The sequence below is a fragment of the Arthrobacter sp. 210 2 genome (assembly GCF_059093025.1).
Genome location: NZ_JBNHIE010000003.1, coordinates 372,885 through 392,707 on the forward strand (window position 1 = coordinate 372,885; position 19,823 = coordinate 392,707).

19 protein-coding genes are annotated in these 19,823 nt (G+C 63.6%); 3 read left to right on the plus strand and 16 right to left on the minus strand.

Annotated features, from left to right (window positions below; genetic code table 11):
* Positions 1-26: 26 nt before the first annotated feature.
* Both AC5RWA_RS09015 and AC5RWA_RS09020 read right to left on the minus strand, forming a co-directional pair.
* Positions 27-668 carry a GntR family transcriptional regulator gene (locus tag AC5RWA_RS09015; protein ID WP_494057333.1) on the minus strand — a complete coding sequence of 214 codons (642 nt, stop codon included), beginning with the start codon at positions 666-668 and terminating at the stop codon, positions 27-29.
* A 12-nt stretch (positions 669-680) separates the two neighbouring features.
* Entirely contained in the window at positions 681-2,099 is a 1,419-nt protein-coding gene (locus AC5RWA_RS09020) for a DHA2 family efflux MFS transporter permease subunit (protein ID WP_494057334.1), read from the minus strand.
* Positions 2,100-2,670: 571 nt separating this feature from the next.
* Between AC5RWA_RS09020 and AC5RWA_RS09025 the strand changes: the two genes are divergently transcribed.
* From AC5RWA_RS09025 to AC5RWA_RS09035, 3 genes are read left to right on the plus strand one after another with little or no spacing between them, the layout of a single operon-like run.
* On the plus strand, positions 2,671-3,387 hold the full coding sequence (locus AC5RWA_RS09025) for a GntR family transcriptional regulator (RefSeq protein WP_494057335.1): 717 nt from the start codon (positions 2,671-2,673) through the stop codon (positions 3,385-3,387).
* Positions 3,388-3,430: 43 nt separating this feature from the next.
* Positions 3,431-4,210: an aldo/keto reductase gene (locus AC5RWA_RS09030; protein WP_494057336.1), complete on the plus strand. Its 780-nt coding sequence runs from the start codon at positions 3,431-3,433 to the stop codon at positions 4,208-4,210.
* A gap of 27 nt (positions 4,211-4,237) precedes the next feature.
* Positions 4,238-5,185, plus strand: a complete 948-nt coding sequence (locus AC5RWA_RS09035) for an aldo/keto reductase (RefSeq protein ID WP_494057337.1) — start codon at positions 4,238-4,240, stop codon at positions 5,183-5,185.
* A 168-nt stretch (positions 5,186-5,353) separates the two neighbouring features.
* Here the strand turns inward: AC5RWA_RS09035 and AC5RWA_RS09040 are convergent, their stop codons facing one another.
* From AC5RWA_RS09040 to AC5RWA_RS09105, 14 genes are all read right to left on the minus strand, one after another.
* On the minus strand, positions 5,354-5,689 hold the full coding sequence (locus AC5RWA_RS09040) for a helix-turn-helix domain-containing protein (RefSeq protein ID WP_494057338.1): 336 nt from the start codon (positions 5,687-5,689) through the stop codon (positions 5,354-5,356).
* 272 nt (positions 5,690-5,961) lie between these two features.
* On the minus strand, positions 5,962-6,870 hold the full coding sequence (locus tag AC5RWA_RS09045) for a hypothetical protein (RefSeq protein ID WP_275730082.1): 909 nt from the start codon (positions 6,868-6,870) through the stop codon (positions 5,962-5,964).
* A gap of 250 nt (positions 6,871-7,120) precedes the next feature.
* Positions 7,121-7,687, minus strand: a complete 567-nt coding sequence (locus AC5RWA_RS09050; RefSeq protein WP_494057339.1) for a recombinase family protein — start codon at positions 7,685-7,687, stop codon at positions 7,121-7,123.
* Between the two features lie 163 nt (positions 7,688-7,850).
* Entirely contained in the window at positions 7,851-9,218 is a 1,368-nt protein-coding gene (locus tag AC5RWA_RS09055) for an SNIPE associated domain-containing protein (protein WP_494057340.1), read from the minus strand.
* 252 nt (positions 9,219-9,470) lie between these two features.
* Positions 9,471-10,403, minus strand: coding sequence for a hypothetical protein (locus AC5RWA_RS09060; protein ID WP_494057341.1), 933 nt, complete (start codon positions 10,401-10,403; stop codon positions 9,471-9,473).
* 696 nt (positions 10,404-11,099) lie between these two features.
* A complete protein-coding gene (locus AC5RWA_RS09065; protein WP_275730092.1) occupies positions 11,100-11,315 on the minus strand; it encodes a hypothetical protein in 216 nt (71 codons plus the stop codon).
* A gap of 116 nt (positions 11,316-11,431) precedes the next feature.
* Positions 11,432-12,415, minus strand: a complete 984-nt coding sequence (locus tag AC5RWA_RS09070) for a 3-hydroxyacyl-CoA dehydrogenase family protein (RefSeq protein ID WP_494057342.1) — start codon at positions 12,413-12,415, stop codon at positions 11,432-11,434.
* A gap of 2 nt (positions 12,416-12,417) precedes the next feature.
* The gene (locus AC5RWA_RS09075) at positions 12,418-12,906 is read right to left on the minus strand and encodes a ribose-5-phosphate isomerase (protein WP_494057343.1); all 489 of its coding nucleotides are present in this window, start codon (positions 12,904-12,906) and stop codon (positions 12,418-12,420) included.
* Positions 12,903-14,672, minus strand: coding sequence for a dihydroxyacetone kinase family protein (locus AC5RWA_RS09080; RefSeq protein WP_494057344.1), 1,770 nt, complete (start codon positions 14,670-14,672; stop codon positions 12,903-12,905). Before AC5RWA_RS09080 ends, AC5RWA_RS09075 begins: the two co-directional genes overlap by 4 nt.
* A gap of 48 nt (positions 14,673-14,720) precedes the next feature.
* Positions 14,721-15,722 (minus strand): sugar phosphate isomerase/epimerase family protein, encoded by a 1,002-nt coding sequence (locus AC5RWA_RS09085; RefSeq protein WP_494057345.1) that lies wholly within the window; start codon positions 15,720-15,722, stop codon positions 14,721-14,723.
* A gap of 3 nt (positions 15,723-15,725) precedes the next feature.
* Positions 15,726-16,850 (minus strand): Gfo/Idh/MocA family protein, encoded by a 1,125-nt coding sequence (locus tag AC5RWA_RS09090; RefSeq protein ID WP_494057346.1) that lies wholly within the window; start codon positions 16,848-16,850, stop codon positions 15,726-15,728.
* Positions 16,835-17,533, minus strand: coding sequence for a ThuA domain-containing protein (locus AC5RWA_RS09095; protein ID WP_494057347.1), 699 nt, complete (start codon positions 17,531-17,533; stop codon positions 16,835-16,837). Before AC5RWA_RS09095 ends, AC5RWA_RS09090 begins: the two co-directional genes overlap by 16 nt.
* Before the next feature lie 55 nt (positions 17,534-17,588).
* Positions 17,589-18,593 (minus strand): sugar phosphate isomerase/epimerase family protein, encoded by a 1,005-nt coding sequence (locus AC5RWA_RS09100; RefSeq protein ID WP_494057348.1) that lies wholly within the window; start codon positions 18,591-18,593, stop codon positions 17,589-17,591.
* Between the two features lie 28 nt (positions 18,594-18,621).
* The gene (locus tag AC5RWA_RS09105) at positions 18,622-19,815 is read right to left on the minus strand and encodes a Gfo/Idh/MocA family protein (RefSeq protein ID WP_494057349.1); all 1,194 of its coding nucleotides are present in this window, start codon (positions 19,813-19,815) and stop codon (positions 18,622-18,624) included.
* Positions 19,816-19,823 lie beyond the last annotated feature (8 nt).

The following is a 19,823-nucleotide window of genomic DNA, read 5'->3' on the forward strand; positions in this document are numbered from 1 at the left end:
GACCTTCCGGGGGAGGAGGAAGGGGCTTATTCCTGGGGGAGGATGGAGTACTCGTGCTGGTGTTCGATGACGAGCTTGGTGCAGAGGTCCGGTGTGCCGCTCTCGAAGGCGTCCAGGATCGGGACGTGGGCTTCGGCCGCTGCGTGCAGGTCGACGTGGCCGCGCACGACGGTGGCCATGGTGCGGGCCTCGACATAGAGGGAATCCCAGATCTCCAGCATCAACCGGTTCCCGGTCGCGACGACAACAGCCCGGTGGAAGTCCGTACTGTATTTGGCGATGCCGTGGGCATCGTTCGTCGCCGCGGCCTCACGCATACCCGCCAACGCATTGCGCAGGGGTGAGGGATCGGCGTGCAGTGCCGGGTACGCGGCGGCGGCGGCGGTTCCCTCCAGCGCGAGGCGGACGAAGTAGACTTCGGCGAGGTCGTCCTGGGAGGCGGACCGGACGAAGGTTCCGCGGCGGGGGATGTTTTCGACCAGCCGTGTGGAGGATAGTTCCCGCAGGGCCTCGCGGACCGGGGCCTGGCTGACGCCGAATTCTTTAGCGAGCTGGAGCTCCACGAGGCGCATACCGGGAGGGTAGGTGCCGTCAACGACCCGGTCCACGATGGTGCGCTTGACCTTTTCCGAGAGGCTCTCGTTCTCAAATGCTGCTGATACCGCCATCTGCCCAGTCTTTCATGATGCTCTCGTGGCGCCCGCCCCTTCAGGCTGTTTCGGGGCATGTTCTGGATCTCGCGGTGCGGGCTTGGGGTCCCTGAAGGCAATGCTGGGGACAATAGCCAGCGCTGCCAGGACCGCGGTAAGGAGAAAGGCGCCGGCATATCCGGAACCGGGGCCACCCGTGCCGCCCCAGGCATTGAGGGCAGCAGCGGCGGCGGCTACGCCGACCGCCATGCCGATTTGCCGGGCCATGTTCACGATCGTCGAACCGTCGGCCAGCTCCGGACCGTGCAATCCGGTGACGGTAGCTGTCTGCAGCGGGACGATGGTTGTGCCGAAGCCCGCACCCGCGACCAGAATCGCGGCGCCCGTCAGCCAGCCCGGCGTGGCCTGGCCCGTCAGTGACAGTGCCCCCGCTCCCGTTGCCATGAGACCCAACCCTGCAGCCAGCGGCGCGCGCGGGCCCGTGCGGCGGGTAAACCGGGTGGTGACTGGGGTAGCCAGCAGGATGCCGACGGCGTGCAGGGACGTCATGAGTCCGCTGTCCAGTGGGGACATCCCGTCTTGGCCCTGCAGATACAGCGGGAGCAGGAACAGTAGCCCACCATAGGCCAGGGCGGTGAGGAGGAAGGCGAGGTTACTGCTCCAGATCTCCCGCTTGACGAGCAGCCGGACATTGAGCAAGGGTTCTGCGCGGCGGAGTTGCCGCACGGCGAACGCGGCCAGGAGCAGCACCGCGGCGGCGATGGCGGTCAGGGGCAGGGCAGCGGGGGATTCGTTCTCGGCACCGGTAAGGCCCAGCACCAAAAGCACAAGGCCTGCAGAGACAAGCACAAGGCCAATGCCGTCGAACCGGGCACCGGGGGTCGCCGGCCGCTGCGCCGGCAGACGCTGGCCGGTCAGGATGGCGGCGAGGGCGATGGGGACGTTGAGCCAGAAGACCCACCGCCAGCCGATGTCCTGCACAAACCACCCTCCGATCAGTGGGCCCAGGACCGGGGCGAGGGCCGCCGGCACCGACATGAGCGCGGAGGCCTTGGCCCGCTGGTCGGAGGGGAAAGCGGCGAAAAGCATGGCCATGCCGATCGGGAGGATCAGCCCTCCGCCGAGACCCTGTAGGGCCCGGAACGCGATGAGAACCGGCAGGGACGATGCCAAGGCGGTGAGGGCCGAGGCCGTCCCGAAGATTCCCAACGCGATCTGGAAGGCGCGTCCCTGGCCCAGGCGGCGGCTGATCCAACCACTCATCGGCAGTGACACCGCGATGGCCAGAAGGTAGGAGGTGATGACCCACTGGACCGGACCGGGGCCGGCGTCGAACTCCTCCTGAAGGGTAGGCACCGCGATATTGACCACGGTGGTATCAAGCAGGTCCATGACGACAGCCAGTGTCACGGCCACGGCGGTCAGCCGGGGGATGCTTCTTTCAGACATAGCTCGGCGTTCCTTTCGGATGGGATCCGCATTGTCGGACGTTAATCTGCCGCAGGCGTCCGGCCGTATTGATGGTTGGTCAGTTAGTCGGATCAAATTTTGTGGTCTGCACAGTCCCGTGCGCGTGTTCCGGTGGTGAATAGATCGAGTAGAGCTTCAAGGGATCAGCGCCCACGGCTGTGACGTTGTGCCAGGATCCGGCCGGGACGAAGATCATCGCCGCCCCGTGCCTCCCATTCATGGATCAGGTTCTCCGCTGCCGGGCCCATCTGAACCTTGCCCTGTCCGCTCTCAACCCGAAGGAACTAGTCCACGTCCTGGTGCACTTCCAGTCCGATGTCGTCCCCCGGGGCGATGGCCATGACAGTGACCTGCAGCCGGTCGCCTGTCCAGATTGTCCTTCTGTAGTCGTGGTTTGCCTCCGTAGCCCTCTAAAGGTCGAGGACGTACGGCGCGGGACCGTGGTCAGTGGGCGTCGGGTTCCTCTTTTTCCGTAGTCATACATCAATTATGGATAATCGATAATTTAGTATCTAGGTTGGTAAGGCTCGTCTAAGGAAAGTAGCCCAAAATGACAGCGGCAGCGGGGGAGTCCACGGTCAAGCAACACGATTCGGGCTCTTCTTCCGGCGGCCGTTTGGTTGCCACGCCTTTGCGCGTCCGCGTCCGCGACCACATCGCGGCCAGGATCGTGGACGGGACGTACGTCCCGGGCCAGCGCCTGACAGAACTGGAGATAGCCGGGAGCCTGGGCACCAGCCAGACACCTGTTCGGGAGGCGCTGCGGGACCTCGCGGGCATGGGCTTTGTAGAGTCGGTACCCAACAAGGGCTGCCGCGTTCGGGAACTAGACAGCGAGGACCTGCGACAGGCCCACCCGGTCAGGGCCGCCCTCGAGGAAATCGCCGGACATTCTGCAGCGCGTCATCTGAAGGGCAAGACAGCGGACTTGGCCAGGGCTCTGGACGGAATGCGGGCCGCGCAGGAGAACGGCGACCTCATCGCGCTGTGCTTTCACAGCACACGCTTCCATCGCCGCATCGTTGAAAGCGCCGGCAACGACGCACTTACCCGGGCCTGGAACGCCCTGGGAATCGAAATGCTCACCCTCGTAGGCGCCGCCCACGACCGGGCAGGCCTCCCCACCTCGGTGGAAGAACACACCGCAATCATGGCAGCCCTCGAAGCAGGTCAAGCCGCCGAAGCGGCCCGCCTCCTAAAAAATCATGCCTGCTCATACGTCACCAGGGATCCGGGTTCCACCGGCGCCCTGTGCACCACCCCGTAACTACCCTCCGGCCCGTCATGGCCCGAATCAAAGGAATCACAGCATGACCTCCGCAACTAACATCCGGCTCAATACCGGAGCGAGCATCCCACCGGTCGGATACGGGTGCTGGCAAACTTCCCGCGCCGACATTGCCGCCGCCGCGCGGGCGGGATACCGCGCCTTTGATACCGCAACCTTCTACGCGAACGAACGGGCCGTAGGGCAGGGAATCCGCGACGCCGGGCTAACCCCCGAAGACGTCTTCCTCACCACGAAGGTATGGCGCGGCGACATGGGCTTCGCTCAAACTCTGAAAGCGTTCGAAACCTCACGCCGCCTGCTCGATGCCGACGTCATTGACCTCTATCTCATCCACTGGCCCCAGCAGGACTCCCATCTGGTCACCGAAACCTGGCGGGCCATGGAAAAACTCCTGGAACGCGGAACCGTCCGCTCCATCGGTGTTTCGAACTTCGAAGTCGCCGATCTTGACCTGCTGGCCCTGAATTCGGACGTCACCCCCGCGGTAAACCAGATCGAACTGAACCCCCTACGGCAGCGCAAGAGGCTGGTCGCGGAAAACACCGCACGCGGCATCGTCACGACAGCCTGGTCACCGCTGGGTCAGGGCGGTCCGGTCCTGCATAACAAGACACTGCTTCATCTGGCCGACGAGCATGACGTCAGCGTCGCCCAGATCGTCCTTCGCTGGATGATCCAAAAGCGGATCGTGACGATCCCGCGCTCAACCAATCCCGCACGAATCGTCGAAAACCTCCACCTGGACGGGTTCGCCCTGGCTCCACCTGAAATAGAACTCATCGACGCGCTCTCCGACTGACACACCCCACTATCAAAGGACCTTCAAATGACGACTATCGGACATTCGGATCTCAACATCTTCCCGCTCGCCCTGGGAGGAAACACCTTCGGTTGGACCTCGGACCAACCGACTTCCCACAGCGTTCTGGACGCCTTCACCAGCCAGGGCGGCAACTTCGTCGACACAGCAGACAGCTACTCGGCCTGGGCCGAGGGAAACACCGGAGGCGAATCCGAGACCATCATCGGAGACTGGATGACACGGTGCTCCAACAGGTCCCAGATCATCATCGGAACTAAAGTCAGCCAGCACCCCGATTTTCCCGGCCTATCCCGAAAGAACATCGTGGCTGCCTCCGAAGCATCCCTGCGACGCCTCGGCACCGACTACATCGACCTCTACTACGCGCACTTCGACGACCAGACCACGCCCCTGGAGGAGACCGTCGGAGCCTTCGATGATCTCGTCATCGCCGGAAAAATCCGTCACGTCGGCCTCTCAAACTACAGCGCGGACCGGATCAGGGAATGGATCAGGATCGCGGACGAAAACGGCTACGCCCGTCCCGTGGCCCTGCAGCCGCACTATAACCTGGTCCACAGAACTGACTTCGAGGGCGAACTCGCTTCCCTGGCTGCCGCCAACGGGCTCGGGGTCATCCCTTACTGGTCCCTCGCCAGCGGATTCCTCACAGGCAAATACCGGACCCGCGAAGACCTCACCGGGACACCCCGAGAACAGATGGCAGGCAGTTACTTCAGTACCGAAGGCCTGCGGGTCATCTCCGTCCTCGACGACATCGCGCAGGAGCGAGGCACCACTATTGCGACAACAGCCCTCGCCTGGCTTCTCACCCGACCCAATATCGCCGCCCCAATCGCCAGCGCCCGCACCGTGGAACAGCTGCCCGACCTCATGGCAGCAGCCTCCCTGGCCCTCACGGAACTGGAAATCCACCGCCTCGACGAGACGTCCTCCCTCATTCCGGCCTGATATATAAAGGGAGCGTCTCGCGGCGTGGCCGAGCCCGGCGTCCGGACGCCGGCTGGGCAGTTTGGACTGGGAGAGCTTGGGGAGAAACCGTCACTAATAACGGCGGGAAGCAGCCCCATACCGGAGCACTCCCCCGCCTGTTTTCAAAGGCCGATAACGGATATTCCGTCAACTAGGGGAGTGGGCTGCAGTATCGCCCCAAGGCACACCCGTTGGGCGCCCCCCAGCGTGGGCCCAAGCGCGGTCCGCGAAGTCCAGCGCCTGATCTCCCGAAGCGCCGGTGGGGATGGCCAGAGGGAGGCGGTCCCTTGCTATGCGGTTCACTTGGGACTTGCTGACGCCCAATTGGTCGGCGACTTGCCTGACGGTCCAGCCCCTGCTGGTAAGAACGTGAACGACGTCCCTTAGGACGAGGGTGCGGGCGAGGTCGGCCTGGCGGACGTGTGTCCACGCTGCGGATGCTTCATCAACTGTTACTTCACTGAACCTTTTGTTTTGTCCCATGTTGGGACAATAGCAGCTTGTCCCAACATGGGACAAGCTGCGGTCAAGCACCGGCGACCTCTCACCCCAACACCGCTCCCGGGCCGCGCTTCAGCAGACTCGGCAGACATTGCCCAGGTGCCGGAGCAGAAAAACCCTGGAGCAGATGCGCGTTTCTCTCATCTAATGAGCATTCAGACGAAACGCCGATAACAGCGATTATGTCAAGTAGCAACTGAAAGAGCCGCATAAACGCGTGATAAGCGACCTACGCTTTTAGCTTTGCTACTCGCCTACACCTTGGCCCTCTGCCTTCCATTGATGACGTCAGCTTCTTCGTGCGACTCTATGGCCGCTACAAGGGCACAAGCAAAGTCGGCCAGCGCAATAGCGTAGTCCACTGACCTTTGCCTTGGTCGCAGTTGCTTTTCAATTCTCTCTAAGTCCTCAACAATTGTTTCCAGAGGCCTACGGCCTTGACGAAAGTTCTCAAAATGAGGCCACATATTGAGTGTGATTTTTTGAGTGCCTTCGAAAAGGTTCGTCCACCGCAGGCTTCGTCCTGGCGCATCAGCTTTATTAGTCACCCAATCCACGCCGGCGCTCAGTAACCGCGGGCGGATAGACCTGTCCCAATATCGCCATGCGTCTTCGAGCTCCAGAACGCTTCTATCTTCGTCATCGGTCGGCCCGAATTCCTTGAAGGCTTCCTCCGACTCCGTTACGAGTGCGGAAGCATAGGCTAGTTGGTCTTCCTTTTCTTTTTGGCTAGTACCCCTGTCGCTTTCGTCAATCAGCAGGTGGCGACTCCAATGGACGCTGGCCTCTGCCCTTTTAAGCAGATCCTTCAAAGCATCAGTTGTGAGGTTCCCGCGCTCCAGACGGGTGGCGCGTTCACGCAAGTCCTTTGCGGAAGCCAATGCTAGCCGGTAGGCACTGAGTCTTTCGATGCGTTCGTCCTGGCGAACGGAAATGGCTTTTACTAAAACCAGCCCTAAAGGAAAGCCGAAGAAAGCTACTGCTGCTGAGGACGCTAGGTTGACCAGGAACGGACTCTCTCGCCACCACTGCTGAGAATCCATGCTGATACCAAGCAAAATACAGGCGAGGGCGGCTAAGAAAGAAACCACTACGATGGTTTGCAAACCCCAGCTTAGATCTCGGAACGTTCGCGGGACGTTGTCCCAGTCCTCTTTGGCCACGTTTGCCTCCTTATGTGCTAAGACATCTTTGCACGCGTGAGTTCCAGGACTGGCGCAAAACGCGCTATGGCCTATTCTTAGGCTGCTATTAGGGGGGCTCTCATTACGCAGGATTCTGCCCGACGCAGCCCCACCGATTTCCCCAACATGATCACTTGTCACCAAACCTGCGCAGTGCCGATAGCCGACGTTCCGTCAAGCTAGGGCTGCGCGAACTATTGCACATCGACGGCGGAGGCAGGGGAGCGGCTCACTCCAGCTTGGCTTGGCGCAAATACTGGTAGACGGTCTCCCTGCTGATTCCGTAGTCACGGGCAAGGAGGGCTTTTGGAACTCCGGCGCCGGCGCGCTGGACGAGCTCGGCGGCCCGTTCCTGTGTGAGGGTCTTTTTCCGTCCTTTGTAGGCGCCGCGTTGCTTGGCTAGGGCGATGCCTTCCTTTTGGCGTTCCTTTATGAGGGAGCGTTCGAATTCAGCGAAGGCGCCCATGACGGAGAGCATGAGGTTGGCCATGGGGGAGTCCTCACCGGTGAAGACCAGGCTCTCTTTTATGAACTCCACCCGCACGCCTTTGCGGGTGAGACCCTGGACCAGGGCTCGCAGGTCATCGAGGTTGCGGGCGAGCCTGTCCATGCTGTGAACCACCACGGTGTCCCCATCTCGTGCGAACCGCAGCAGTTGCGTGAGCTCCGGTCTGGCAGTATCCCTGCCTGAGGCTTTGTCCATGAAGACCCGGTCCAGAATTTGGCCTTCGAGTTGGCGCTTCTCATTTTGGTCCAAAGTGCTCACCCGCACGTAGCCGATCCGCTGCCCGCTCACGTGGCCTCCTATCCTCGTCCTGTCAGGTTGAGTTCTAGGCCCGTTCAGGAAGGAAGTCAAGGCATTGTGGATACCGTTTCGAGGTGCACCAGCTGGTTTTGCGGCCGCAGTTGCAAGCGAATGAGGGCCACCGCCCAACTGCTGAGCGCCGCGGGAAACGTCTCTATTGCTTAGCGATGGGCAGTGATGAAACCGTCGGTTCTTGGGAAGGCCGGTCCGGCCAGTGCTTGATGGATTGAAGGTATTCGGTAGCGTCCGCTTGTTCGCTGAATTCCAGAAGGTTCCCGACTTTTTCTACCAGTACGTCCCGCACCTCAGCTGGGGTGGCGAAGAAGAACTCCTTCCGTGGATTGGCCTGGTTCACGGCCTTCGTCGCGAAATGTTTATGGAGCTCGTTTTCCAAGGTGACGGCATCTTCAGAGAAGAAAAGAGTGTGGATGTCGAAGCGGAACGGTACTGATGCGCCGCTGAGCTCCGCGACGCGTTCCGCGGGTTCGAGCCGCCGTGTCAGGCCGATCTTGACGACGTCATCGCCAAAGGCTCCGCGGTTGGAGATCACGTAAACGTAGCCAGCGCGGATGTTAGCTGCCCGGAAGTCGTTCTGAGCGATGGCTTCGTCGATAAGCTCGAGCCTCCGCTCGAGATCGGCATCCCCCTGACCAGATGCTCGCATCGCGTTGAGAGCATTAAGGAGGTGGGCGCGTTCCTTGTCGAGCCGGGCCCGTTCCTCGGCGAGTTCGCGTTCGACGCGGCGTTCCTCGCGCAGACGAGCCTTTTCCTCTCGTTCTGCTTCTTTCTCCTCCTGCTTCTTCATGAGCCAGTCGGCAGTGAGCTCGATTTCTTCGACGCGCAGAGCGTGGAAGTCATCACTGATGTGCATTTCCATCAGTGCGCCCAGTTTTGCGATTGCCATGCGGGACGCATCGAGGCGACGCTTCGCCGTGACAACATTGCCTAGCTTTAAGGATCTGATGCTGTTGTCCGCCTCGGCGTTATAGGCGCGAAGCATCAGTTTGGCCAGGTCATCGGTCATGCGCCGGCCCTTGGCGAGGGAATTGTTGAAGGTGAACAGATTCGACTTCACGATCGCCTGCCCGGCTTTAACCAGTTCCGCGATTCGCCTTTCCACCTCGTCTAGCCGGTCACGAAACGATGCAGCATTCTCAAGCGGGTGGTGATACCGGTAAATGCCGACTTCCTGGAGCACTCGCGCGTCGTCGAGTTCAACGTATGGAGTGGATGCGTCGGTAGCATCGGAGAGTTGCCGCCGAAGAAGTTCATTTTCTGCCTCAAGAAATGCAACCCGTGCAGCCACTGAAGATACGGTGGGTTCCTCTTTGCTCGGTGATGATTCAGGTCCCGGCTCCGTGTCGGCCGGGGAGGGCGAATCTCCTGATGGCAGCCAGAGTTGCCATCCTGGCGGGGGTGCCGGCCACGAAGGGTCCGGCGTCCAGCCTGTCGGTGGCCGCCAGGACGCGGGGGGCTGGGGCCAGCCAGGAGGCGGATTGAAAACCAGATCAGCCGTCGTCATCAGGAGCGCCGAACTCCTGCGACATTCGCGGGTGCCAGCCCGAGTGGGTTCTTTGAGACTGCGGCACCCAAGTGTTCCAGAGTAGCCGCAGGCACCACCGCTGACAGGTCGATGGCAGAAAAGGCCTCACGTGATACCCCGACTGCGGCGAAAGGTATGTACGTTTCGTTGCCTGTCGCCGGGTTAATTGTCTGTGTTCCGACTTCCAGCGCGATGCTTTGTATCAGCGCGCGACGATCAGCTTCAAAGATTTCATGCAAAGTCCGCAGTACGACCTGGTGGACGATTCCCGCATATCGGTCCTTCGACTCTTTCTGTGAAAGCGCTACCGGCGTGATCTCGTCGCTGGCCTTTACGTACTTGTAGGACTTGATCGTGGGGACCTGGTCTGGGGACGCGCAACGCGAGTTCTGCTGTGCCAGGTTCAAACTCTGCCTCGTGCTCTACGGAGAATCCGTCGGGGTAGACGGAGTTGGCGAGCACGATGCCTACGTATTCCTGGACCGCTTCCACGGAACCGTAACTGAGATTTGTGATGAGTTGGTCGATCGAGGCGTTGTGCTCAGCAACCTCGGTCTCACGCGCGGCGCATTCGTCCTGGTACCGGGCTTGTGCTGCCGCCAGCCTTTGCTTTCGGTTGTTCTCATCGGCCGCATACCTATCAGCAACCGCCTGCCGCCGCCCGGGCAACTGGGCCATCTCATGCTCCCAAGACGAATAAGCTTCGGCAAACGCGGCCTCGGCTTGGGCTTGGGCCTCAGCAAGCTTCTTCTTGCGGCCAAACAGCCCGGTCGGGGGAGCGGGGGGTTCGAACACCGGGGCCGGGGGATCGGGCAGGGGTACAGGCGCGGGAATTGGGGTCTCGAGCTTCCGGTCAAACGGGGGATGCTCAGCCCTTCTGCGCAAGCTGGCAAGGTCAACGTAATCATCCACTGCCAGAGTCGATTCAAGGAGGCTGTCAACCTGATCGTAAACGCTTGCAAGCTGGGCGTTCAGCTGCTCGACTTCGGCCTGGCGGCTGGCCACGTGGGCGTCATGCGCTTCCTTCTCAAGGCGTTTGCGGTCCGCCTCGGAAGCACGCTGCAGTGCAGCCTGCGCCCTTTGCTCAGCTTTCCATGCCTGCTCGGCCCGGCGCGCCGACGCCGCCTGTTCCCGTGCCGCGGCTCGCTGGCGCTGTTCGGCCACTCTCGCTTGGTGCTGCATTTCCGCTAAAAAGCCACGACGCCGTGCCAAATCAAACCCCCAGATACAGTTTTCGTTCACATTAGCAAGTAACTGAAAGATTAAAGTATTCACCTAGCAGGCCGACCCGAAATTATTTAGTAGCCTGCATCAAAAGCGAGTCCTGACAGCAGGCGGCTCTGTCGCAATACGATCACCTCGGCTGCAGGCTAGTGGGCAGGGTCACGCGAAACCTCCGTCGCGGCCTCTCCGAGCTTGTGGAAGCCGTTGAATCGATTGATAATCGAGGCCTAGTTTTTGCTGGGAAGGCCGGAGCTCCGGCTTTACATAACGGCCACCACCATAACAACCACCATGCCGAACTCACAGGGAATCCTCAGGTTTACCGGCACATAATGGACCGGAGCTCCGGTCAACCGCTATTTGACTGGAGCTTCGCCAATTTCAGATCGCCACGGTTCAGGCCCTGCCCGAACACATGGTGAATTGAATTGGCGTGGTTGACGAAGACCTGGAGGGTCGTTCCGGGGTGGCACAGGAAACCTTCCGGGAGCCCCTCGCGGCGCCAGCTTTACATAAGGTCCGTTGTCGACTTGAAAGCGCACCAACTGGTGGGCCGACTTCAGGTGAAGCGTGACGTCCAGGCGCAGCTCGATAAGACTTCGCTGCTTGAACCCGGCGAATCCGCCGACCTTGCCACTACGCCTTGGGGTCACTACCCAAGATGCGAAGCAGCTCGAGGGTCAGAAGGCGCAACTCCTCGTACCCGTGTTGGTAGAAAAGCGGGGTCATCTGATGCAGGGGAGTGTCGTCGAGTTCGCGCAGCATCCGCACCGCCTCTTCGATGACTTCCTGATCGTTTTCGTAGATTGAACCGTGCAAAGGCTGGGACTCTTCGGAACTCTCGGCGGCCATGGAATCCTCCGTCCTTGGGTTGGACCATTCACTTTAACTCTTGCGGGTACGAATCGACTCCAATGCTAAGTCGATCGGTGGGCCCATGAGCACTTCACCAGCGGAAGCCGCCCGTCTCAGCCCAGCGGCGCCGGGCCCAGCTCATCCAGCAGTTTCTGCATGGCCACGTAGGCCTTGTTGCGGTAGGCGATCAGCTCGGGAATCCGATCGGCCGGGACGTTGAGGAACCCGGCGCCGGTCTTGGTGCCGAGCTTCCCGGCCTCCACCAGATCGGACAGAATCGCAGGTGTGGCGAACCGCGCCGGGAAATCCTTCTGCAGCGACTCGTAGCAGAAGTTGTACACGTCCAGCCCGGCCATGTCGGCGATGGCGAACGGACCGAAGAACGGCAGCCGGAAACCGAAGGTGGTGCGGACCAGGGTGTCCACGTCGTCCGCCGTCGCGATGCCCTGCTCCACCAGCTGCGCCGCCTCGTGGAACAGCGCGTACTGGAGGCGGTTCAGCACAAAACCGGTGACGTCCTTGACCACGGCGGTCTGCTTGCCGGCGGCGTGGACCAGCTCGCGGACCGCCCCCACGGTGGAGGCAGACGTGCCAGCGTGCGGAATGATCTCGACTCCCGGAATGAACGGGGACGGGTTCGAGAAGTGCACGCCCAGGAACCGCTCCGGATTGCTGACCGGCCGGGACAACTCAGCTATGGAGATGGTGGAGGTGTTGGAGCCGATGATGGCATCCGCCCGGGCAGCGGCACTGATCCGCGAAAGCGTCTGGTGCTTGATCTCCATAACCTCGGGGACGGCTTCCTCAATGAAGTCGGCGTCGGCCACGGCCTCCTCGATGTCCTTTGCGGCCCAGAGATTCTGCTTCAGGATTTCGGTGGAGCCTGCCGGGAACAGCCCGTCGGCCACGAACTGGTCAGACTCCACTAAGAGGCGGTCGTAATTGCTTTGGGCCACCTCTGCGGACACGTCAGAGAGGGCCACACGCGCCCCTCCCAGCGCCAGGACCTGTGCGATCCCGCCGCCCATGTAGCCCGAGCCGACGATGGCGAATTTCCGGGCGCTCGCAGATGCTGGGATGGTTGCTGTTTCGGTCATGATCAGACTGCCTTCGTGGATTCGGGCTCGTAGGAGCAGATGGCCTCTACCTTCGCGGCGGAGGCTGAATTTTCGTCGAAGCGGTAGCCGAGCCATTCGCCCACCAGCTTCTTGGCCAGTTCCAGGCCGATGACCCGCTGGCCCATGGTGAGGACCTGCGCGTTGTTGCTGAGCACGGACCGTTCGACGGAGTAGCCGTCGTGGGCGGTGACGGCGCGGATCCCCGGCACCTTATTCGCCGCGATGGCCACGCCCAGTCCGGTACCGCAAATCAGCAGCGCACGGTCCGCCTCGCCCTGCGCCACTTTGCGGGCGGCGTCGACGGCGACATGCGGGTAGGCGGTCGTGTCGCCGGCACCGACCCCCACATCCACGACGGACGCGACACGGCTGTCCGCTGCGAGCAGCGCCTTCAGCGCCTCCTTGTATTCGACGCCGGCCTCATCGTTGCCGATAACGATGCGCCAGCCTGCAGCGCCCCCCGCACTCATTCCTGGGCTCCGGTTCCGGCCACCGAAGCGGCCAATTGGGAATCGGGCAGGGGTTGCGAAAAGTCGAGGTAATCAGAAATCCGTGTCGCGATCAGGGCAAAGGAAACCGCTCCGGGGTCCGGGTGCCCCAGGCTTTTCTCGGCCAGCGGCCGGGCCCTCCCCTTCAGCGGGCGCAGGGATGCCGTGGCGTCGGCTGCCTGCCGTGCGGCGGTTACCGCGGAGGCCAGCGCCCCGGTCACCGGCGCGCCGTCGTCGAGCGCGGCCAGGAAGGCTTCCCGGAAGGGAAGCAGCGCGTCCACCATGGTCTTATCGCCCGGTTCCGCCTTGCCCAGGGTGGTGACGGCGTCCGTGAAAGCTGCCACGGCGGCCGCCGCGTCCTCCCCGCGGTACGAGTCCTTGGTGCCGAGAGTCCTGCCGGCAGCGGCCACGGCGGAGCCCCACAGCGCCCCCGACGTTCCTCCCGCGCGTTCGCTCCAGGCTTCCCCCGCAGCCGAGAGGACACGCTGCACGGAAGCTCCGGCTGCCGCGGCGTCCCGCGCGGCAGTTGCCGCCGCTACCGCGCCCCGCCGCATGCCGATCCCATGGTCGCCGTCGCCGGCAATGGCGTCCAGCCTGCCCAGTTCCTCAACATGTTCGACGACGGCGTCCCGCGCCTGCGCGAGCACGGCGGCTGCCAGCCGGCCCAGCCCGGCCGCTGCCGCCGTCGTCTCTTCAAGGTCGGCGGCCGCGGCATCTTCCGGCCCTGCTAGTTCCCGCCGTGCGCGCGGTGCCATGGTGCCCTTGCGGAACCCCGGAGTGTCAGCGGGGGCGGCCCAGTAGTGCTCCAGTTCCTCGTCCAGCCACAGCAGGGTCAGGGACAGGCCGGACATGTCCAAACTGGTGACCAGTTCGCCGCACTCCGGCTCCACGACGGTAAGGCCGGCGGCGGTGAGGAGCTTCTCAAGCTTGCCGAACAGCACAAACAATTCCTCGTACTTCACCCGGCCCAGGCCGTTGAGGATGGCCACCACGCGGTTCCCGGCGTCCTGGGGCTTGTCGGAAAGCAGCCGGGAGACGAGCAGTTCGGCCAGCTCGGAGGCCGTGGGCATTGGATGCTCGGAAATCCCCGGTTCGCCGTGGATACCCAGGCCCAGAGCCATCTTGCCGGCCGGCACCTGGAACAGCGGTTCCGCAGCGCCCGGCAGCGTACAGCCGTCGAAGGCCACGCCGAGGGAGCGGGTGCGGTAGTTGGCGCGGACAGCAAGCCGTTCGACGGCGTCAAGGTCCAGTCCCGCTTCGGCCGCCGCGCCCGCAATTTTGAAGACCGTCAGGTCACCGGCAATGCCGCGGCGCTTGTCCATCTGGTCCAGGGGAGCGCTGGCGATGTCGTCCGTGACCAGCACCGTGCGGGTCTCGATGCCTTCGGCATTCAGCCGCTGCTGCGCCTCGCCGAAATGGATCAGGTCACCGGCGTAATTGCCGTAGCTGAACAGGACTCCGCCGCCGGCGTCCGCCGCCTTGGCCACCCGGTAGGCCTGCCCGGCAGAGGGCGACGTGAAGATGTTGCCGCACACCGCTCCAGCTGCCAGGCCGGGCCCCACCAGCCCGGCGAAGGCGGGATAGTGGCCGGAACCGCCGCCCGCCACCACGGCCACCTGGCCGGCAGCAACGTCCGTGGAGCGGACCACGCCGCCGTCCACGCGGGCCACGTAGCCGCGGTTGGCTGCGACAAATCCGTCCAGCGCCTCCTGCTCAAAGTCGGCAGGGTTGTCGAAGATCAGGGTCATGGTTTCCTCGTTGAATCCTTGGTATGAAGCCGTGAGGGCCTGCGCCGGTTACACGGGGGCGGGTTCCGCAGCCGGCTGTTGCCGGCCCTGGACCACCTGGCTCTTGCCGAGCACATAGCCGTCCTTCTTTGGGAGGACGTGGCGCCGCAGGTAGTCCTGGTTGCTGGCCGCCACGCTCAGGCCATCCCCGCCGTAATGTTCGGTGCAGAGGATGCCCTGGAACCCCACGGACAAGGCCAGCTTGAAGGCCTCGCGGTAATTGATCAGGCCGCTCTCCATGGGAGCGGGCATGGTGACGTACATGTCCCGCGCCACGTCCTCGTCGCGGAAGTAGTTCTTCATGTGCCAGTAGTTGGAGTAGGGAAGGGTCTTGGTCACCAGCTCCCGCCAGTCCTCCACCGGCCGGTGAAGGCGGATCAGGTTGCCGAGATCCGGGTTCAGTCCCACGTTCGGGAGGCCAATGTCCTGGACGAGGCGCACCGATGAATCCGCGGTTCCCAGGTACGTATCCTCGTACATCTCAAGCGAGAGCAGGACTCCCACCTCGGCCGCATGCCGGCCCAGTTCCTGGAGGCGGACCACGGCGTTGGTCCAGGTTTCCTCGTCTCCCACCGGGTCCTTGTGGCCGTCCACCGTCCAGAACCACAGCTGTTTCTGCTGCTCCGGCCTGATGGCCTGGTGGAGTCCGACGGAGACAACCTCGCAGCCCAGCTGGGCCGCCGCGTCAATGGTGCGGTGGCTGTACGCCAGGTTGGCTTCCCAGTTGGCTTCGTCAATGACGCTGCGGCGGATGGCGGAGATGGCCGGGATGCCGATGCCGGCGTTCTCCGCCGCCTGCCTGAACTCCGCGAGGCGGTCCCGGCTGAGGTCACCGGGACGGACCCAGCTGTCCGTCAGGTCTGCGTTGGCGAACCCGGCGTCCTTGACCTCGGTGAACGCTTCCGCCCAGGCCGAGGGATCGGCGTCGTGGATGTGCATTCCCTGGGCGTTCGTTCCCGGGAACGGCAGCATGGCCGCGGCGATGGGCCAGGTGTTGGCTGTATAGGTCATGCCCTAGGAAGCTTCCTGGGGCTGGAGGGCATCCACATCGTCGGCCAGGACAGTCAGTTCCACGCTCTCCGGCCGTCCAACCGTGCTGGTGATGGGCACGGTCGAGCCGGTGTGGGCTGATTCGAGGACCGACTCCATGACTTCCAGGACGTGGTAGGCCAGGGTTCCGCCGGCCCGGGGCTCGGTGCCCTGCGGCGTGGAGGCCAGGTCGGCGATGCCGAAACCGCGTCCGGCGTCAACGTATCCGGCGGAGACGGGAAGGGTTTCCCAGGCGTCAGCGCCGAGGGCGAACAGCTGGACGTCGCCGTCAAAGTGGTTCGGGTCCGGCACCACCAGGGATCCGCGCTCGCCGTGGATCTCGATGTTCGGCGACTTGGACTTCACGGCATCGAAGCTCATCACAAGGGTGGAGAGTGCGCCGGAGGCGTGGACCAGGACGCCGGTCACGTGGGAATCGATATTAACGGGGACCTTTTCGCCCTGGCGCGGCCCGGAGCCGATGGTCCGCTCATCGCGGGTGTGGCTTGCGGCGCCGATGACTGAGACGACGGGGCCCAGCAGGGTGACCAGGGCGGTCACGTAATAGGGGCCCATGTCCAGGAGGGGCCCGCCGCCGGGCTGGTAGTAGAAGTCCGGATTGGGGTGCCAGCGTTCGTGGCCCGGGGTCACCATGGTGGCGCTCGCGGAGATGGGTGCGCCGATCAGTCCGTCATCGATCGCCCTGCGCGCTGTCTGGATGCCGGTGCCAAGCACCGTGTCCGGGGCACAGCCGACGACGACGCCCGCCTCACGCGCTGCGTCCAGCACCTTGCGTGCCTGGCCGGTTGTGGCGGCGAAGGGTTTCTCGCCGTACACGCTTTTGCCTGCGGCGATGGCCTTCAGCGCCACCTCGGCGTGCGCGGCGGGGATGGTCAGGTTCAGGACCAGTTCGACGTCGTCCGCCGCGAGGAGCGACTCAACGGAAACGGCCCGGACGCCCTCGTACTGCTCCGCGACGGCCTGGGCGCGTGCGGGGTCGAGGTCCGCCACCGCCACCAGCTGGATGTCCCCGAGTTTCCGGAAACTGGCCAGATACTGCGCGATGATGGCTCCGCAGCCAATGATTCCTACTTTCAACGGCTTGCCCACAGCAGGCCCCTTTCGATGATGGTGCGGACGTTCTGGTCCTGGAGGATTTCGACACGGTGGCCGGGAGTTGCGACGAAGATGCGGCCCTTGCCCCACTGGCGCGTCCAGATGGCCGGTGAGGTGACTTCGCGGTTCCACGGGTCCCACTCCCGGACCTTCTGGGTGGTGGTGGCCAGGACGTCGATGTAGTCATCCGCGAGAACCCAGTACTGTTCGGTGACCAGGTCGAAGTCCGGGATGCCCTTGGTGATGGGGTGTTCCGCGGCCGCCGGCAGCATGTTCACCGTGTAGGGCACATAGTTGTCGGACTGCTCCCCAACGCACTCGTCCGGATGCTTGCCGGGGTGGCCGGCGAACTGGCCGCCGATCAGGTGCAGGTAGTCCGAGGTGTTCCGGTAGGAATCGGCGATCCCGCCGTGCCAGCCCGCCAGGCCGGTGCCGTTTTCCACGGCGGTCCGCAGCCCGGCGAACTCGTCCTTTTCGATGGTGCTCATGGTCATGCACTGCATGATCAGGTCCACGCCTGCCATGTAGCCTGCATCGGCGTAGACCTTGGGCGATTCCTCCACGCGCACGTCGTAGCCGTTGTCCTTGAGGTAGGGAATGAAGAGCTCGGTGGCCTCGTAGGGCTGATGGCCGTCCCAGCCGCCGCGGACCACCAGGGCATTCTTGCGATCTGTCATTGAGGAGTTCCTTTGTTTATCCACCGGCACGTTGAGGGCCGGCAGGAGGTTCGGGTCAGCGGCTGGCGAACGCGGCGTCGAAGGCCGCTGCGGGCGGGGCAATCCGGGCGAGTTCCTGGACCATGGCCAGCGCCTGCGGTGCACCGATGAGCCTGTCCATTCCGGCGTCCTCCCATTCGATGCTGGTGGGGCCGTCGTAGCCGATGGCGTTCAAGGTCCTGAAGATCCGGTTCCACTGGACGTCGCCGTGGCCGGCCGTGACAAAGTCCCAGCCGCGCCGCGGGTCCGCCCACGCCAGGTGGGAGCCCAGGCGGCCGTTGCGGCCATCAAGCTGCCGGACCGATTCCTTCACATGCACGTGCAGGATGTGTTCGGCGAAGTCCTGCAGGAACATCACCGGGTCCAGGTCCTGCCAGATGAAGTGGGACGGATCGAAGTTCAGTCCGAAGCTCTTGCGGTGCCCGATGGCTTCCAGGGTGCGCTTGGCGGTCCAGTAGTCGTAGGCGATTTCGGAGGGGTGGACCTCCAGTGCGAAGCGGACACCCTCCTCCTCGAAGACGTCCAGGATGGGGTTCCAGCGGTCGGCGAAGTCCTGGTAGCCGGCGTCGATCATTGCCTCGGAGGCGGGCGGGAACATGGCGACGGCCTTCCAGATGGAGGAACCGGTAAAACCTGTAACGGTCCTGACGCCGAGGCGCGCGGCTGCGCGGGCTGTGTCCTTCATCGACTCGGCGGCGCGGCGGCGCACTCCTTCAGGATTGCCGTCGCCCCAGATCCCAGCGGACAGGATGCCCTGGTGGCGTTCGTCGATGGGGTCGTCGCACACGGCCTGGCCGGTGAGGTGGTTGGCAATGGCGAAGACTTTCAGGTGGTTCTTCTCCAGGATGTCCAGCCGGTCCTGGAGGTAGTTGTCGTCCTCGGCGGCGCGGCGCGGGTCCAGATGGTCGCCCCAGCAGGCGATCTCGAGCCCGTCGAAGCCCCACTCGCCGGCGAGCCGGGCCACCTCCTCAAAGGGCAGGTCGGCCCACTGGCCGGTAAAAAGCGTGATGGGTCGTGTCATGGCCGTTCCTTGTCCTGTCGTCATATGCCTAGACCTTTTGCCATTGGCTGGAGTTGGCGGCGCTGGCTTCCACGGCCGCGAGTACCCGCTGGACCTGCAGGGCGTCGGCAAACGATGGTTCGGGCTGGCGGCGCTCGCCGATCGCCGTGACCAGGTCCACTACCTGGTGGGTGAAGCCGTGTTCGTAGCCCAGGCCGTGGCCTGTGGGCCACCAGTTGCCGACGTAAGGGTGCTCGGGCTCCGTGACGAAGATCTTGCGGAAGCCGGCGTCCGGGGATTCGGCCGCGTCGTAGAAGGACAGGGCGTTCATGTCCTCGAAGTCGAAGGCCAGGGAACCTTTGGTGCCGTTGACTTCCAGGCGCATGGCGTTCTTCCGGCCCAGCGCGTAACGCGTGGCTTCGAAGACGCCGATCGTGCCCGTGGCGCCAGCGCCGCCGTCGAACTTTGCGCTGAAAATCGCTGCGTCATCCACGGTGACCGCTCCCCGGGGCGCGTCGCTGCCGGCGTCCCCGTGGCCGCCGAGGCCCACCAGGTCACCGGCCAGCGGCCTCTCGGTGACAAACGTTTCGAGCAGTGCAGACACACCGCTGATGTTTTGGCCAGTGACCCACTGGGCCGCATCGATGCTGTGTGCTCCAATGTCGCCCAGGGAGCCGGACCCGGACTTGCTCTTGTCCAGCCGCCACGTCATGGGGGCGTTGGCATCGGAGAGCCAGTCCTGAAGATACTGTGCCCGGACGTGCCGGATGTCGCCCAGCCGGCCTTGTTCCACGAACCGCTTGGCCAGGGCCAGGGCGGGCGTACGGCGGTAGCTGAAGCCGCACATTGACATGATGCCCTGCTTGGCGGCGGTCTCCGCCGCAAGGGTCATCCGCTCGGCCTCCTCCACTGAGTTCGCCAGCGGCTTTTCACACAGCACATGCTTGCCGGCTTCAAGGGCGGCGATGGCAATTTCGGCGTGGGTGTCGCCGGGCGTGCAGATGTCAATCAGGTCGATGTCCTCCCGCTCGATCAGGCGGCGCCAATCCGTTTCGACGGATTCCCAGCCCAGCTTGTCCGCGGCGGGGCGGACGCCCTCGGCGTTCCGGCCGGCAACCGCGGTGAGCTCCGGCTGCAGCGGCAGGTCGAAGAACCGTGGGGCCGTTCGCCAGGCGTGGGAGTGCGCGGCACCCATAAAGGCATAGCCCACCATGCCGACCCGCAGGGGTTTTGCCGTGGTCATGTGATTTC

Coding starts and splice junctions, on each gene's coding strand:
- AC5RWA_RS09015 (WP_494057333.1), bottom strand. CDS start 668: ATGGCGGTATCAGCAGCATTTGAGAACGAGAGCCTCTCGGAAAAGGTC.
- AC5RWA_RS09020 (WP_494057334.1), bottom strand. CDS start 2,099: ATGTCTGAAAGAAGCATCCCCCGGCTGACCGCCGTGGCCGTGACACTG.
- AC5RWA_RS09025 (WP_494057335.1), top strand. CDS start 2,671: ATGACAGCGGCAGCGGGGGAGTCCACGGTCAAGCAACACGATTCGGGC.
- AC5RWA_RS09030 (WP_494057336.1), top strand. CDS start 3,431: ATGACCTCCGCAACTAACATCCGGCTCAATACCGGAGCGAGCATCCCA.
- AC5RWA_RS09035 (WP_494057337.1), top strand. CDS start 4,238: ATGACGACTATCGGACATTCGGATCTCAACATCTTCCCGCTCGCCCTG.
- AC5RWA_RS09040 (WP_494057338.1), bottom strand. CDS start 5,689: ATGGGACAAAACAAAAGGTTCAGTGAAGTAACAGTTGATGAAGCATCC.
- AC5RWA_RS09055 (WP_494057340.1), bottom strand. CDS start 9,218: ATGACGACGGCTGATCTGGTTTTCAATCCGCCTCCTGGCTGGCCCCAG.
- AC5RWA_RS09065 (WP_275730092.1), bottom strand. CDS start 11,315: ATGGCCGCCGAGAGTTCCGAAGAGTCCCAGCCTTTGCACGGTTCAATC.
- AC5RWA_RS09070 (WP_494057342.1), bottom strand. CDS start 12,415: ATGACCGAAACAGCAACCATCCCAGCATCTGCGAGCGCCCGGAAATTC.
- AC5RWA_RS09075 (WP_494057343.1), bottom strand. CDS start 12,906: ATGAGTGCGGGGGGCGCTGCAGGCTGGCGCATCGTTATCGGCAACGAT.
- AC5RWA_RS09080 (WP_494057344.1), bottom strand. CDS start 14,672: ATGACCCTGATCTTCGACAACCCTGCCGACTTTGAGCAGGAGGCGCTG.
- AC5RWA_RS09085 (WP_494057345.1), bottom strand. CDS start 15,722: ATGACCTATACAGCCAACACCTGGCCCATCGCCGCGGCCATGCTGCCG.
- AC5RWA_RS09095 (WP_494057347.1), bottom strand. CDS start 17,533: ATGACAGATCGCAAGAATGCCCTGGTGGTCCGCGGCGGCTGGGACGGC.
- AC5RWA_RS09100 (WP_494057348.1), bottom strand. CDS start 18,593: ATGACACGACCCATCACGCTTTTTACCGGCCAGTGGGCCGACCTGCCC.
- AC5RWA_RS09105 (WP_494057349.1), bottom strand. CDS start 19,815: ATGACCACGGCAAAACCCCTGCGGGTCGGCATGGTGGGCTATGCCTTT.